The sequence below is a fragment of the Cronobacter malonaticus LMG 23826 genome (genome assembly GCF_001277215.2).
Taxonomy (GTDB): domain Bacteria; phylum Pseudomonadota; class Gammaproteobacteria; order Enterobacterales; family Enterobacteriaceae; genus Cronobacter; species Cronobacter malonaticus.
On sequence record NZ_CP013940.1, the window covers coordinates 1,099,523 to 1,113,535 of the forward strand.

A 14,013-nucleotide genomic window follows, 5' to 3' on the forward strand; every position below is an offset into this window, starting at 1 on the left:
CTAGGTATTGAGCGGAGCAATCCCATGAAAACGATACGAGCCAAAATTCTCGCCATCATGAATGTCGGGATGGTTTTAACCACGAACGAAATATCCAGACGAACAGGGAACACACTCGAAGCAGTGCGCGTCGTACTTAACCGCATGCAGAAAGACGGCGAGCTAACCGGAACAAGCCAGAAGCCCCGACGCTGGCGCCTGGTCGATTCCGTTAATCACAGAGCCGAGCTTATCCGCTGCGTGAAAACCTTCGGCGCGCTCACTGCGATTCAGGCCAGCGAAATAACCGGACTGTCTCCGGCGTACTGCATCAACACCATGCGGGTACTGGAGATGAACGGCGAGCTGACACGTAAGTACATCCACACAGAGCTATCAGATGGGCGCAAGACACGCTGCTACGAGTATTACCCGGCACCTGAGCGCAAGCCCATAAACCAGACGGCGCAGTTAAGTTCGTTTGCAAAACTCATTACCTCACGAATCGGAGCCTGATATGAGCGATTCAACTAGTGAGCCATCAAAAGATGCGCACTACTGTCCTTTCTGCCAGCGACACATTGACCCAGCTCGCAATGATTTCGGAGTCCCTTACAGGGCTGAAGATGGCGGCTTTATCTATCTCCATGACCCCGTCATGCACGATGACGAATACACCTTTACCCCACTCAATTAACCATCAGTGGAGCATGATATGAGCATTATAATGCTGGTCTTTATAGGCATGTGCTTCATGTTCGCGGCCATCGTTAAGCAGGATGGTCTGATGTTCACAGACGCACTGATTCTGCTGTGCAGTGCATTCGTATTGGCTAAAGAGGAGAAGCGCCGTGGATAAGAGCAGAGAGCAGTTTGAGGCGTGGTTTCGACGGTTTGGTTCGGAAGATGAATGCACCAACATGCTTCAGCTAAATAGCTACGGGACAAACTACTTGCATCCTCATGCAGACCTCGCATGGATTGCATGGCAGGCATCCCGCGCAGCGGTGGAGATTGATGTTCCTGATGCCAGCGGTTATTGGAACGGATCGCAAGGGCAAGAGGTATTAAACCATCGACAACTGATTGCGGATATATGCGACTCCATCCGCGCCGCCGGTCTCAAGGTTAAGGGGGAGTGATGACTAAAGAAGAGCAAGCAAAGTTCATTATGAACCTGTGCGATCAAATGAGAAGCCGTCAAATCCCTGACCTGATGGAGTTGTGGCGGAAAACTGAGGAAGGATATCGTCGACAGCTAAGCCAGTCTGGATATTCAAATTGCACATCAGCATACAGAACAGGATATAGCCTATACACATATTGAGGCGCGCCATGAGGAAACAAACGTTTGAAATCCGCACCCCGCTAGTCCAGCAAAACGCCATCCGAGCTATCCAGCAGCTTTACCCCGACCCCGAAAGACCTCTCATCGTGACCATTCAGGAAATGACGCGCTCAGTAGAGCAGAACAAGCGTCTTTGGGCCACGCTGCGCGATGTGTCTGAGCAAGTCGTCTGGCATGGCATGAAGCTGGATAGCGAAGACTGGAAACACATCTTCACGGCGGCGCTTAAAGGCCAACGCTCAGCGCCTGGCATCAACGGCGGCCTTGTCGTACTCGGGCAGTCGACCTCAAAGATGCGCGTGAGCGAGTTCAGCGGGCTTCTGGAGCTGATTTACGCATTCGGTGCAGAGAGAGACGTCCGGTGGAGCGAGGACGCTCAGGAGGCGATTGAGTGGGCTAAGCGAACAGGAAGAAGGGTGGCAGCATGAGGCGACAGCGACGAAGCATCACCGACATAGTCTGCGAAAACTGCATCTACCGCGTTACCCACCGAAAGAAACGAAAGCCAGAAGTATCCCCGTCCGACATACCTTCATTCCACTACACCGCGGACCTGACCGACATCCGTTGGTTGCGTAGTCGCGCCAGGAGAAAACATGACTGATTATTCCAAGCTTAGCGATGGGGAAATAAGCGTGAGATTAGCCTATTTCCTCAAACCAAAATACAGCGCAGTGATTAGCCCAATTGACGAGACAGGCGCTCAACTATCATGGAATTGGTTCAACACGGTGCAGACCACAGGGTACTTCCCATTGCGCAGAGCAGAGGATTTATTTGCGGTTCTCAAAAAACACAAAATAGGCATTTCCCCCGCCGGGAAGACAGTCTGGAAGGCCAGCCACGAATCTGGAGTTTCAGCAACTCACAGAAACCCTTTACGGGCAGTGGCAATAGTCTTCCTCATGATGCAGGAAGGCCAACATGCTTAATCCCATCCAATCACAAGCCTACGAACAGCAGAGCATAGCCAGAGCTCTCTGCGCAGGATGCAGCAAGCAACTGGAGCCGGATGAAACCTATGCATGCGGCGATTGCATCAAAGAATGGCTTGTATATCGAGACCCGAACGGAGATATCGCAAATGACGATATTCAGGAGCAATAAATGGCTTCAGGCAGTCAGGGAAATAGATTGCTGCGTTCTGTGTGGAAGGTATGGAGTTCAGGCTGCGCACCGAAATGAAGGGAAGGGAATCGGCCTCAAGGTCGACGACAGCTTAACAGCGGCGCTTTGTCCGTCATGTCATGAGCGAATCGACAACGGCAAAGACCTCAGCCGGGAAGAAAGGCGATCTGAAATGGACCGCGCCATTGTCCTGACGCTGCAAAAGCTAACGCGAGAAGGGAGGGTGACGGTCCGATGAATCAATACCGAATAGTCCTGCCCTGGCCGCCTTCCAATAATCGGTACTGGCGTCACTCAAGAGGAATCCACTACATCAGCGATTGGGGTAAGCGATACCGACGAGAAGTAATCGAAATTATTCAGCAGCACAAGTTAGACATCAAAATCCAACCCCGCATCAGAATCACCATCCACGCAGCGCCTCCCGATAACCGCAAACGCGATTTGGACAATCTACCCAAAGCCGTTTTTGACGCACTCACCAGTGCGGGCTTCTGGCTGGATGACGGTCAGGTAGACGATATGCGCATCAAGCGCTGTCAGGCGGTTAAAGGCGGAATGCTCGTTTTGGTGGTGACAGAGCTGGGCGGAAAGTTACCCGATATAGCCGAGTTAATGGAGGCAGCATGATTATCGTTCAGACAGTTCCTCGCTTACTTCAGGAGTGCAACGGATGCCTCAGTGAGGTAGCCCGTAAGCTTTCATGCCATCGTGATACCGTCAGGAAGTACATCGGTGACACTAACGCCCAGCGTCACGCAGTGATTAATGGCGTTCTGATGACCATCGCCCGCTCACATGAGGAGGCATCATCGTGACCACAGTAACCAACATCGCATTAGCTCAGCAGCGCCAGAAAGATAAGGAGATGCTTGAGGCTATCGAGTGGCAGCTTAACAACATTCACGAGACGGAAAAGCGTTTGATGGAAATGCGTCGGGGACTGGTAAACCGGCTTGGCATCAACAAACCAGAGGGAGGCGATGCAGCATGAGTTTATTTCAGTGTGAAAAGTGCGGGTGCGTTGAAAATACTGCCCTTTCATCGCAAGGGTTCAATGGGATATTTGAAATGTTTTTTGACTGGTCTTATTCGCCAGAATCGAAAGGTAAAAAACTTTGTAGCGCATGCGGGCCAACGCATTACAGCGACGGAACCGAAACTGAATATGGCAGATGGCATAATCAGTTCCCTCGTCAGTATTTGCCGCTTGGTATGTTCAAAACAAATCGACAGGGAAATCTTTCTCATGTTGAAACAGGAAGCGATGATTTTCGGCCATACATAATCAGGCAGGATGGCGAATGGGCTGATGGAGGCGATGCAGCATGAGGCTTGAAAGCACGATTAAGTTTCACTCACCTAAGTCACCGCAGTTGACAGACTCACCCAGAGCAACAGCTTCAGAGGCGTTAACGGGTACGGATGTGATGGCGGCATTCGGCATGGTTCAGAGTCGTGCATCGCTCGGGTTCAGTGCTTTCAGCGGCAAGATGAACCTGAGCGACAACGACAAAAGGAAAGCAATCCAGTTATTGACACAGCATGGAATGAAGCACTGCGACAGGGTGGCAGCCCTGCGCAAACTTGAGACCAATGTTAAAGGTAAGGTTGTGCAAACGCTCGCAATTTTCGCTTACCAGGATTACTGCCGCTCAGCAGCGAGCCATGTAACGTGCCCTTGCTGCAAAGGCCATGGCGTGCTTAGAAAAAATGAGATGGTCGTTAAACACCCTGGCTGTGGAAAGAATACGCCTCCAAAGATGGCTAAGGAGGTAGTGGAAACGCTCTGCACTAAATGCAAGGGCGCAGGAGTCATTTCCACTTCCTGCGTTAAATGCCGCGGGCGTGGCGTCGCCATGGACAGAAAGAAGACTGAAGAGCAGGGCGTGCCGGTTATGAGTTCCTGCAAGCAATGCTCAGGGCGCGGGTATGAAAGATTGCCAGCATCCGCATGTTACAGAGCAATTTGTCAGTTTACCGACGCTATCTCTGCTGGCGTGTGGGATAAGGCAGTAAAGCCATTCTATGAGTCATTAATTCTGGAACTCGAAAAGGAGGAATCAGCAGCAGATGCTATTTTGTCGAAAGTTACCAGCAAAGTTTGATTCCGGTAACGATTGTATCTTGCAAAATGACGAAAGCTAGAATATCATAAGCCTAACACTACAAATCCGCCTGAATGTTACGGTGGTTTTGATGGAAGCCCTGAGTAATAGCTCGGGGCTTTTATATTTCCACAACAGGTGAGAGCATTTAGCTGGGTGATAAACACCAAGCGCCACCCGAAAGGGAAAAGAGAGACGATAAGCCGTCTCAGGCTGAATGCTCTGACCGTTATGGTGAATGCGCAGGCTGATGCGCTATAGCTGTATATCTCTATGTGGGGTCATCGTAAGCGGGTCACGGAAACCACTGAGGAGTTGCGACCTCGGTAATAAATCGCGATATACAGGAAACGCTATGACCGGAGATCAGCACCGGCCACCACAATCAAATAACTCCAAATATTTAAGGCTCGCTTCGGCGGGCCTTTTTCGTATTAGGCCACAGGCAATCAATCACAGATGAACCCTCGCATCCGATGCCTCGCTGGCCTTTCCTAACTACACCACAGCACTTCCTATCGGAGGTGTGAGATGTCACATATGAGCAAATTAGCTTCTGGCGCAGCTTATGGCGCATCTGCCGGGACGGTGGCTAATGGGTTGTTGACCCGGCTAAGTCCTGACGAGTGGAGCGCAGTAGGCGTTATCGCCGGTATTGTTGTGGCGCTACTGACGTTCGGTATCAACTGGTATTACAAACGCAAAACCACGCTGGCGCAGATTCAGGCGTACGAGCGATGGCCTTCCGCAGCCGGGCAGTTATCAAAGGAGGACTAACGATGGCTATCCCGTCCTCACTGAGAAATAAACTGATTGCCGCAGCGGGCGCGGGCTCTATGGTCATCGCCACGATTTTCATCGGTGGCAAGGATGGCGTAGAGGGTCGCAAGTATCAGGCCTACAAAGATGTCGCTGGCGTCTGGACTGTCTGCGATGGCCACACTGGCAACGACATCATTCGCGGCAAGACCTACACCGACAAAGAATGTGATCGGCTTTTGTGGAAAGACCTGCAGCCCGCTAAAGCGACCGTCGACAAGCTGGTTAAGGTTCCTCTGAACGAATACCAGCGCGCCTCCCTCTACAGCTTCGTGTTCAACGTAGGCAGTGATGCATTCGCTAAGTCGACTCTTCTTCGCAAGCTCAACAAGGGCGACAAGGAAGGGGCGTGTGAAGAAATGCGCCGCTGGGTCTACGCCGGTGGAATGAAGTGGAAGGGATTGCAGAACCGGCGAGAGATGGAGCGCTCTATGTGCCTGGCGGAAAGCGAAAATGACCTTTAGCCTGCGAACAATCCTGATTGTCATCTTATCTCTGACTCTGCTGGCTGTTGGTTACGGCGAAATCAGATACCGCAACGGATGGTACGCACACGCTGACCACATCAACTCACTGGCTGCGAAGAAGAAAGACAGGGCAGCTAAAGCTGTTCAGGCTGGAGAGCAGAAAGGCGCGCAGGCTGCCAGTGAGGGAAGAGTTATCTACCGAACCATAACGCGAGACGTGGTGAGATATGTTCAAGATCCGAATCGTACCCGCTGTGATTTTGATGATGAGTCTGTCAGGTTGCGGCAGCGTGCAATCGACGCTGCCAACACCATCAGCGGATTTGATGCAGCCCCCATGCAAGGCAAGTGATGCGGGAGCCAACAGTGACGCTGATTTGCAGGCAGACGTCGAGACAACTAAATGCCTGCGTCAGTTGCGGCTGGATAAGTACCGCTGGCAGGCCTGGTATAACGCAGTTAAATGAAACCCTACATGCAGGACTACATCCGGCAGCAGTGCCTTAAATAACCAATGCGAGCAAATCATGGCAAAGTCCAAATGGCCTAAGCTCCCGCGATATTTCGTTCCACTGTTCCACTCGGCAAATGTTTACCTTGCCAGAAGTAGAGAAGAATACGCGCAAGCCTGTGAGCATCTGAATGTTGATGTCGGACCGATAAACAGTCTGGCCGGAACATGCCGTCACTACCAGAACGAAAACACAAACGAAAATCTGTACCTCATCGGCGTCTTTAACGGTGACATCGCAACTCTTGTCCATGAGTGTGCTCACGCGACGTTCTACTGTTGCCACGATGTTGGCGTAGTTATCGAAACCCACAAGGCAAACGAAACCTATTGCTACCTCCTGGACAGAATGTTCAGCCACTTCCTACCGCACATTAAGCAGGAATAAAAAAAATGGCAGAAGTAACACAAATGACCGATACGCAGCTGCTCAATCTCGATCTGTATCGACTGGTAATGAAAGACACCGCCGCAGCTAAAAAGGCTATCGCGTTCGTTGGCGGCAATCAGCTCAAGGCTGAACTATTCAAAGACGCCTATACGCTGGCAACCGCTGAGTCTGGCGTAGTTGGCCGCACCGATAAAGCAATCCAGACCGCAACCGAAGCGCTCGCGCTGTTTGAAGGAGCCCAGTAATGAAGCAATCATGGCCTCAGTATGCCGACGCTAACGGCGTTTATGTGTCCGCACTGCCCATCAAGTCTCTCAAGCAGACCATTGAGGGTTATGCGATTGCCAGCTTCGACGGCAATTACAAAGACCAGAACCTATCAAGCCACTTCATGAGCATCTTCCGACCGGTGGTTGGAGGGTATCTGTTTACCAGTGCATCCGGCGAGCTGCTCTACATGAGCAAGACTGCATTCGAAGCTCAGTACAGTGCGGCCGGTGCAGCAGTAACCTGGGCATCAGTAACTGGCAAGCCGTCAACATTTGCTCCAACTATCGGCACCACAGCCACTACCGCAATGGCCGGTAACAAAGTGCCGACCAGCACAGATCGCGGCGGCGTTCTTCAGCAGGCAGCGATTACAGCTATCACCGACTCATCCGGTGGCACATCAGGCGGTAACACGGTAGCAGCAGTACCAGCAGCCACAGCAGCAACCACTGACACATCAGCCGCATCCCTGACGTCGACTAACTCAGCTCTCACTGCGATTAAGAACGACTTCGCAACTCTGTCAGCCAAATACAACGCGCTTCTGGCAGCGGTGAAAGCAGCAGGCATTACTGCTTAATGCAATACACAGCTCATTCACTGAGTGGGCTGAATAATGCAACAAAGAGGAAATGTTATGGCAGCACCCAAAGACAATAAGTTTGCCGAAGGGAATAGTGGCAAGCCATCTCAGTATAAGCCTGAGTATGCAGCACAGGCTGAGAAGCTTTGTTTGCTGGGTGCTACAGACGATGAAATGGCTGATTTCTTCGGAGTCCATCGCTCAACCATCTACAGGTGGAAGCTTGAGCATGAAGAGTTTTGCAACTCCATAAAAACGGCGAAGGATGTAGCTGACGCAAGGGTTGAAAGGAGTCTTTATCAGAAAGCCACCGGTTACAACTTCAAGGAGCAGCAGGCTTTCAAAATCAAGGTAGACCAGCATGAAGAAGAGATAGAGGTCGTGGAAGTTGAAAAGCATGCTCCCGCCGATACGACCGCAGCCATCTTCTGGCTAAAGAACAGACAGAAAGACAAGTGGCGAGATAAGCAAGAAATTGAACACACTGGAGAGGTTAACCTGATTCAGCGTATTCAGGAGGCCAGAAAACGCGCGAGAGGTGAGTAATGTCATCAGAATTTGAGGCAATGCTTGCCGATGATATGGGTCGATTCTTTTACGATCCGCTTGGCTTCGTCATGTATGCGTTCGATTGGGGAGCCGGTGAGCTTGAAGGCTTCGATGGCCCTGATGACTGGCAGAAAGAGTTTCTTACCGATTGGGGTGAGGCAATCAGGACTAACAACTTCGACGGCGTTAAACCTGTTGAAGCCTATCGCTGCGCTACCAGCTCTGGTCACGGTATCGGTAAGAGCGCGCTGACTGCGTGGGTCATTTTGTACATCCTCAGCACTCGGCCATTCTGCAAAGGGGTCGTAACAGCTAACACCTCTGAGCAGCTTCGTACCAAAACATGGGGTGAGCTTGGGAAGTGGAAGAAGCGGTGCATTACCGGCCACTGGTTCGAGTACAACAACGGCAAAGGCAACATGAACATCTACCATGTGGATCACATGGAGTCATGGCGCTGTGACGGTCAGACATGCCGCGAAGAAAACAGCGAGTCATTCGCTGGTCTGCATGCTGCGAACTCAAGCCCGTTCTACATCTTCGATGAAGCCTCAGCGGTTCCTGACAAAATTTGGGAAGTAGCAGAGGGCGGCCTTACAGATGGCGAGCCTTTCTGGTTCGCATTTGGTAACCCGACGCGTAACACCGGGCGCTTCAGAGAGTGCTTCCGCAAGTTCAAACACCGCTGGCGTCGACGTCAAATTGACAGCCGCCTGGCAAAGATGACCAACAAGGAACTCATCGAAGAGTGGCGAAAGGATTACGGTGAAGACAGCGACTTCTTCAAGGTGCGTGTTCGCGGCCTATTCCCATCGACATCAGAAGTCCAGTTCATACCTCAGGCATATGTGGATGAGGCAATGTCTCGCACGCTTGAGCCCGGGTCTTACACATTCGCATCCAAAATAATCGGCGTTGACCCTGCTTACACTGGAACTGACGAGGCGTCAATTTACCTTCGCCAGGGTCTTCATGCGCGCCTGCTGGGCACCTACCCGAAAACAGATGACGACGTTAAGTTCGCGCAAATCGTCGCAGGATTTGAGGATGAGCATAAGGCCGATGCGGTGTTTATAGACTTCGGCTATGGCACCGGCATTCACTCAATAGGTAGATCGTGGGGCAGGAAGTGGCAACTGGTTAACTTTGGCGGTGAATCCAAAGACCCAGGCATGCTGAACAAGCGCGGTGAGATGTGGAACTCAATGAAGTCATGGCTCAAAGAAGGGGGCAGTATCGATGACCAGCAAACAGCTGACGAAATCGTTGCTCCTGAGTACAGGGTTAAGCTCGATGGGCGCATCGTCCTGGAGGCCAAAGAGGACATGAAGCGCCGCGGGGTTCCTTCACCAAACCGCGCTGATGCGTTAGCCCTGACGTTTGCATTCCCGGTAGTCAAAAACAAACCAACTAAGCCATTACCGGCTCCAATTCGTCCAATTTCCCGAGGTAGATAATGGCCGACCAAGACGACAAATTGCGAACCATTCTCCTTCGGTTTGACAGGGATTGGGCAGCAAGCGATGAGGCCAGAAATGAGGCGATTAACGACCTCTTCTTTAGCCGAATTAGTCAGTGGGATGACTGGCTTTCACAATACACCACACTGCAATATCGCGGACAGTTCGATGTAGTCCGCCCGGTTGTTCGTAAGCTCGTAGCAGAGATGCGCAAGAACCCGGTAGACGTTCTGTTTAAGCCGAAAGATGGCGCGTCACCAGATGCTGCCGATATCCTCATGGGTATGTACCGGACAGACATGAGGCATAACACTGCGAAGATATCGGTTAACGTCGCAGTCCGTGAGCAGATTGAAGCCGGTGTCGGCGCCTGGCGACTGGTGACGGAATACGAAGACCAGAACCCAACCAGCAATAACCAGATTATCCGCCGACTTCCCATTCATGAGGCGTGCTCACATGTTGTTTGGGATGCCAACGCCAAGCAGATGGACAAGAGTGACGCGAAGCATTGCACAGTCATCTCGGCGATGAGTAAAGATGGATGGGAGGAATTCGCTAAAGAGCAGGGCCTCGATGAAGATGATTTGCCAGACTTCCAGTCGCCCGCCTCTAACTGGATATTCCCGTGGACGACCAACGAGGTCTACTACATAGCGGAATACTACGAGGTCGAGGAGAAGAAAGAGGTTGCTTTCATCTATCAAGATCCTCTTACCGGCGAGCCTGTCAGCTACTTCAAGAAAGACATCGCTGATGTGATTGATGAGCTGGCCGACAGGGGCATGGTTAAAATCGGTGAGCGCAAGGTTAAACGCCGCCGTGTCTACAAGACGCTCCTTACTCAGACGCAAATCCTCAAAGACCGCGAACGCATCGCCGGTGAACATATCCCTATTGTTCCGGTGTTCGGTGAATGGTCATTTGCCGGTGACAAGGAGGTCTACGAAGGTGTTGTGCGCCTGACTAAAGACGGCCAGCGCCTGCGCAACATGATTATGAGCTTCAACGCCGATACGGTAGCCAGAACGCCGAAGAAGAAACCTTTCTTCACGCCTGAGCAGATCGCCGGTTACGAGTTCATGTACAACGGCAACGACGACTACCAGTACTACCTGCTGAACAGCAAGGACGAGAACGGCAATGATCTGCCAGTTCAGCCATTGGCCTACATGGAGAACCCCGAAGTCCCGCAGGCTAACGCATACATGCTTGAGGCGGCCACCACCGCAGTTAATCAGGTGGCAACCATGGGCGTCGATGCGGAATCAGCGAATGGGCAGGTGGCTTTTGACACAGTCAATCAGCTGAACATGCGCGCTGACCTTGAGACGTATGTTTTCCAGGACAACCTCGCTACCGCAATGCGTCGTGATGGCGAGATTTATGCCTCAATGGTCAATGACATCTACGATATTCCCCGGCGCGTCACGGTAACGCTGGAAGATGGCGGCGAGAAAGAGGTTCAGCTCTATACGCAGGTCGTCGACCTCCAGACCGGCAATACAATTACCCTGAACGATATCCGCGGGCGCTATGAGTGCTACACGGATGTCGGCCCGAGCTTCCAGAGCATGAAGGAGCAAAACCGGGCAGAGATTCAGGAGTTGTTATCTAAGACCCCCGCCGGCACGACCGAGTATCAACTGTTCCTCCTGTACTACTTAACGCTTCTTGACGGCAAGGGAATCGAGACGATTCGCGAGTACGCCAACAAGCAGCTTGTGTTGATGGGCATCAAACCACCGGAAACGCCGGAAGAGCAGCAGGCTGTCGCGGAAGCTCAACAGCAGCAACAGCAGCCGAATCCGGAAATGCTGGTAGCTCAGGGTCAGTATCTTGCCGGTCAGGCTGAGCTTCTTAAAGCGCAGAACCAACAGCAGCAAATCGCTGTTGAGGCAGGCAAGGTTGAAGCTCAGAACCAGCTCACAGCAGCCAAAATCGCAGAAATCTTCAACGGTATGGACCTCGATAAGCAGAAAGAGCTTCGCGAAGTTCTCAAGACCGTTGGTCAATTCCAGCAGCAGCGCAGCGAAGACGCTCGCGCCAATGCTGAGTTACTTCTCAAAAGCAACGACCAGCGCCACAAACAAGGCATGGACGTAGCAAACCACCTGCAATCGCAGAGACAAAATACCCCCACCGGCGGTGTAGCCGAGATTCCTCAATAAGAGAGAGTTAATCATGACCGATACCACCGAAATTCAGGCTTCTGAAGAATCAAACCTGTCCGGCAATCATGCAGCGGCATCTGCTGATGGCTTAGTTGTTGATAATGCCAACGACAACGCAGGTCAGGAAGAAGGCTTCGAGATTGTCCTGAACGACGATGAGACCAAACCAAAACAAGACCCGGCAACTAACGCGCGCTTTGCAGCAAAGCGCCTGGAGCGCAAGCGCCAGCGTGAGCTTGAGCAAAGGATGGAAGCAGTAAAGCGCGGCGAGCTGCCGGAGGACTTACGGGTAAGCCCTGAACTCCCGCCCCAGCCGGATATAAACGCCTTTCTCTCAGACGAAGGTCTGGCTAAGTACGATTACGACCAGAGCCGCGCGCTTGCCGCTTTCAATGCCGCTAATACTGAATGGCTAATGAAAGCACAGGACGCGCGCAGCAATGCCGTAGCCGAACAGGGACGCAAGACGCAGGAGTTTACTCAGCAGTCAGCGCAATACGTCGAGGCTGCTCGTAAACACTATGACGCCGCAGAGAAGCTCAATATCCCTGATTACCAGGATAAAGAGGATGCATTCATGCAACTCGTTCCGCCCCAGGTAGGCGCGGACATCATGATGCTCTTCCCGGAGAAATCTGCAGCGCTCATCTATCACCTGGGTGCCAATCCAGAGAAAACCCGGCAGCTACTGTCGATGAACGGGCAGCAGGCGCTGATTGAACTCACTCGACTATCCGAACGCTTAACTCTCAAGCCTCGTGCTAACCAGGTATCCAGCGCACCACCGGCAGATGAGCCAGTCACGGCATCCGTTGCGGCGGCCAATGTGTCTGCAATTCAAAAGCAGATGGAAAAGGCGGCCGCAAAAGGTGACACGGAAACCTATCGCAAGCTCAAGGCTCAACTTAAAGGAATTAGATAATGGCATTATCCGAAGGCCAACTGGTCACCTACGCTATCGACGAAGTGATCGAAACCGTTCAGAACCTCACTCCGATGGCTGAGCGTGTCAGCAAATACACCCCTCCGGCAGCGTCTATGCAGCGCTCTGGTAATACCGTGTGGATGCCGCTGGAGCAGGAAGCGCCGACTCAGCGCGGCTGGGATTTGACCGGCAAAGAGACCGATATTCTGGAGCTCTCTGTTAAGGTCAACCTGAACGATCCTGATAACGACTTCTTCGCGCTTCGTGCCGATGACGTGCGTGACGAAACCTCCTACCGCCGCCGCATTCAGGCATCAGCCAAGAAGCTGGCGAACAACGTCGAAGCGGAAATCGCCCGCCAGGCTGTTGAGATGGGTTCTCTGGTTGTAACCAGCACCGCACCCATCGGCAGTGCAACATCTGGCTGGGACTTCATCTCTGAAGCTGAATCTCTGATGTTTGCCCGCGAGCTGAACCGCGACGCAGGTCTGTCGTTCTTCTTCAACCCGAACGATTACCGTGGCGCTGGCCGAGATCTGGCAGGCAAAGACTTCTACGGCCGCATTCAGGACGACGCTTACAGCAAAGGCGTAATCCAGAAACAGGTTGCAGGCTTCAACGATGTTCTGCGCTCTCCGAAGCTCCCTTCGCTGGCCGCATCTACCGCAACTGGCGTCACCGTTTCCGGTGCGCAGAAGTTCAAGCCGGAAGCGTGGCAGGTTGACGTAACCGGGCATCGCGAGAACGTCGACAACCGCACCGCAGTAGTCGCTGTCAGCTCCGGCACCGGCTTCAAGCGCGGCGATAAGATTTCTTTCGCTGGCGTGAAATTCCTGTCGCAGATGGCGAAAAACGTGCTGACACAGGACGCTACCTTCTCCGTAGTTGCGGTGAACGGCAACAACCTGACCATCACACCGAAGCCGATTGCGCTCGACGATACCAGCCTGACAGCTGAACAGCGCGCTTACGCCAACGTGAACACCTCGCTGGCTAACAACGCTGCTGTGACTGTGTGGAACACCGACACTGTGTCCGCAAACGTGTTCTGGGCAGATGATTCTATCCGTCTGGTATCCCAGCCAATCCCGCTGAACCATGACCTGTTCTCCGGCATGAAGTCTCAGAGCTTCAGCGTGCCTGGCACCGGCCTGAACGGTGTGATCGCCTTCCAGGGTGATATCGATCAGCTCGGCGGTAAGTGCCGTATCGCGCTGTGGTACGCAGCGTCAGCGGTCCGCCCGGAAGCTATCGGCGTCGGTCTGGCAAGCCAGAACGTAGCCACCACTCCGTCTGCATAA

23 protein-coding genes are annotated in these 14,013 nt (G+C 52.6%); 22 read left to right on the forward strand and 1 reads right to left on the reverse strand.

Annotation, left to right across the window (positions count from 1 at the left end):
• The first annotated feature begins 24 nt into the window (after positions 1-24).
• The 15 genes from AFK66_RS05110 (at position 25) to AFK66_RS05170 (ending at position 6,201) form a co-directional block, all read left to right on the forward strand.
• Positions 25-495, forward strand: a complete 471-nt coding sequence (locus AFK66_RS05110; protein WP_236610872.1) for a winged helix-turn-helix domain-containing protein — start codon at positions 25-27, stop codon at positions 493-495.
• Positions 496-830: 335 nt separating this feature from the next.
• The gene (locus AFK66_RS05115) at positions 831-1,121 is read left to right on the forward strand and encodes a phiTE_015 family protein (RefSeq protein ID WP_038882291.1); all 291 of its coding nucleotides are present in this window, start codon (positions 831-833) and stop codon (positions 1,119-1,121) included.
• 193 nt (positions 1,122-1,314) lie between these two features.
• Positions 1,315-1,755: a recombination protein NinB gene (locus AFK66_RS05120; RefSeq protein ID WP_059223195.1), complete on the forward strand. Its 441-nt coding sequence runs from the start codon at positions 1,315-1,317 to the stop codon at positions 1,753-1,755.
• On the forward strand, positions 1,752-1,931 hold the full coding sequence (locus AFK66_RS21155) for a NinE family protein (RefSeq protein ID WP_032967878.1): 180 nt from the start codon (positions 1,752-1,754) through the stop codon (positions 1,929-1,931). The genes AFK66_RS05120 and AFK66_RS21155 overlap by 4 nt, the downstream gene beginning before the upstream one ends.
• Positions 1,924-2,259 (forward strand): phage protein NinX family protein, encoded by a 336-nt coding sequence (locus AFK66_RS05125; protein ID WP_032967879.1) that lies wholly within the window; start codon positions 1,924-1,926, stop codon positions 2,257-2,259. Before AFK66_RS21155 ends, AFK66_RS05125 begins: the two co-directional genes overlap by 8 nt.
• Positions 2,252-2,434, forward strand: coding sequence for a protein NinF (locus AFK66_RS21160; RefSeq protein WP_071603077.1), 183 nt, complete (start codon positions 2,252-2,254; stop codon positions 2,432-2,434). The genes AFK66_RS05125 and AFK66_RS21160 overlap by 8 nt, the downstream gene beginning before the upstream one ends.
• Complete coding sequence (locus tag AFK66_RS22930) at positions 2,412-2,693, forward strand: hypothetical protein (protein WP_032968661.1); 282 nt, start codon at positions 2,412-2,414, stop codon at positions 2,691-2,693. Before AFK66_RS21160 ends, AFK66_RS22930 begins: the two co-directional genes overlap by 23 nt.
• Positions 2,690-3,085 (forward strand): crossover junction endodeoxyribonuclease RusA, encoded by a 396-nt coding sequence (gene rusA, locus AFK66_RS05135; protein ID WP_032967881.1) that lies wholly within the window; start codon positions 2,690-2,692, stop codon positions 3,083-3,085. The genes AFK66_RS22930 and rusA overlap by 4 nt, the downstream gene beginning before the upstream one ends.
• Complete coding sequence (locus tag AFK66_RS05140) at positions 3,082-3,273, forward strand: hypothetical protein (protein ID WP_032967882.1); 192 nt, start codon at positions 3,082-3,084, stop codon at positions 3,271-3,273. The genes rusA and AFK66_RS05140 overlap by 4 nt, the downstream gene beginning before the upstream one ends.
• Entirely contained in the window at positions 3,270-3,449 is a 180-nt protein-coding gene (locus AFK66_RS05145) for a hypothetical protein (protein ID WP_007779152.1), read from the forward strand. Before AFK66_RS05140 ends, AFK66_RS05145 begins: the two co-directional genes overlap by 4 nt.
• A complete protein-coding gene (locus AFK66_RS05150; RefSeq protein ID WP_080629873.1) occupies positions 3,446-3,787 on the forward strand; it encodes a hypothetical protein in 342 nt (113 codons plus the stop codon). The genes AFK66_RS05145 and AFK66_RS05150 overlap by 4 nt, the downstream gene beginning before the upstream one ends.
• Positions 3,784-4,563, forward strand: coding sequence for an antitermination protein (locus AFK66_RS05155; protein ID WP_032967883.1), 780 nt, complete (start codon positions 3,784-3,786; stop codon positions 4,561-4,563). The genes AFK66_RS05150 and AFK66_RS05155 overlap by 4 nt, the downstream gene beginning before the upstream one ends.
• Positions 4,564-5,103: 540 nt before the next feature.
• Positions 5,104-5,340 carry a phage holin gene (locus AFK66_RS05160; RefSeq protein WP_012125411.1) on the forward strand — a complete coding sequence of 79 codons (237 nt, stop codon included), beginning with the start codon at positions 5,104-5,106 and terminating at the stop codon, positions 5,338-5,340.
• Between the two features lie 2 nt (positions 5,341-5,342).
• Positions 5,343-5,846 carry a lysozyme gene (locus tag AFK66_RS05165; protein ID WP_038882298.1) on the forward strand — a complete coding sequence of 168 codons (504 nt, stop codon included), beginning with the start codon at positions 5,343-5,345 and terminating at the stop codon, positions 5,844-5,846.
• Positions 5,836-6,201 (forward strand): hypothetical protein, encoded by a 366-nt coding sequence (locus AFK66_RS05170; RefSeq protein WP_032967885.1) that lies wholly within the window; start codon positions 5,836-5,838, stop codon positions 6,199-6,201. Before AFK66_RS05165 ends, AFK66_RS05170 begins: the two co-directional genes overlap by 11 nt.
• 151 nt (positions 6,202-6,352) lie before the next feature.
• Here the strand turns inward: AFK66_RS05170 and AFK66_RS22820 are convergent, their stop codons facing one another.
• Entirely contained in the window at positions 6,353-6,721 is a 369-nt protein-coding gene (locus AFK66_RS22820; protein WP_155242689.1) for a hypothetical protein, read from the reverse strand.
• A 32-nt stretch (positions 6,722-6,753) separates the two neighbouring features.
• On the opposite strand from AFK66_RS22820, the gene AFK66_RS05180 reads away from it, so the two are divergent.
• Genes AFK66_RS05180 through AFK66_RS05210 form a run of 7 tightly spaced genes read left to right on the forward strand, consistent with a single transcriptional unit; the run spans position 6,754 to position 14,013 of the window.
• Entirely contained in the window at positions 6,754-6,996 is a 243-nt protein-coding gene (locus tag AFK66_RS05180; protein WP_007779445.1) for a DUF2560 family protein, read from the forward strand.
• Positions 6,996-7,601: a hypothetical protein gene (locus tag AFK66_RS22935; RefSeq protein ID WP_071603006.1), complete on the forward strand. Its 606-nt coding sequence runs from the start codon at positions 6,996-6,998 to the stop codon at positions 7,599-7,601. The genes AFK66_RS05180 and AFK66_RS22935 overlap by 1 nt, the downstream gene beginning before the upstream one ends.
• Positions 7,602-7,658: 57 nt before the next feature.
• Positions 7,659-8,150: a terminase gene (locus AFK66_RS05190; RefSeq protein WP_032967797.1), complete on the forward strand. Its 492-nt coding sequence runs from the start codon at positions 7,659-7,661 to the stop codon at positions 8,148-8,150.
• Complete coding sequence (locus AFK66_RS05195; RefSeq protein ID WP_007770945.1) at positions 8,150-9,610, forward strand: hypothetical protein; 1,461 nt, start codon at positions 8,150-8,152, stop codon at positions 9,608-9,610. Before AFK66_RS05190 ends, AFK66_RS05195 begins: the two co-directional genes overlap by 1 nt.
• The gene (locus tag AFK66_RS05200) at positions 9,610-11,784 is read left to right on the forward strand and encodes a portal protein (RefSeq protein WP_038882300.1); all 2,175 of its coding nucleotides are present in this window, start codon (positions 9,610-9,612) and stop codon (positions 11,782-11,784) included. Before AFK66_RS05195 ends, AFK66_RS05200 begins: the two co-directional genes overlap by 1 nt.
• Positions 11,785-11,797: 13 nt before the next feature.
• The gene (locus AFK66_RS05205) at positions 11,798-12,709 is read left to right on the forward strand and encodes a scaffolding protein (protein ID WP_038882301.1); all 912 of its coding nucleotides are present in this window, start codon (positions 11,798-11,800) and stop codon (positions 12,707-12,709) included.
• Positions 12,709-14,013 carry a P22 phage major capsid protein family protein gene (locus tag AFK66_RS05210; RefSeq protein ID WP_007773761.1) on the forward strand — a complete coding sequence of 435 codons (1,305 nt, stop codon included), beginning with the start codon at positions 12,709-12,711 and terminating at the stop codon, positions 14,011-14,013. Before AFK66_RS05205 ends, AFK66_RS05210 begins: the two co-directional genes overlap by 1 nt.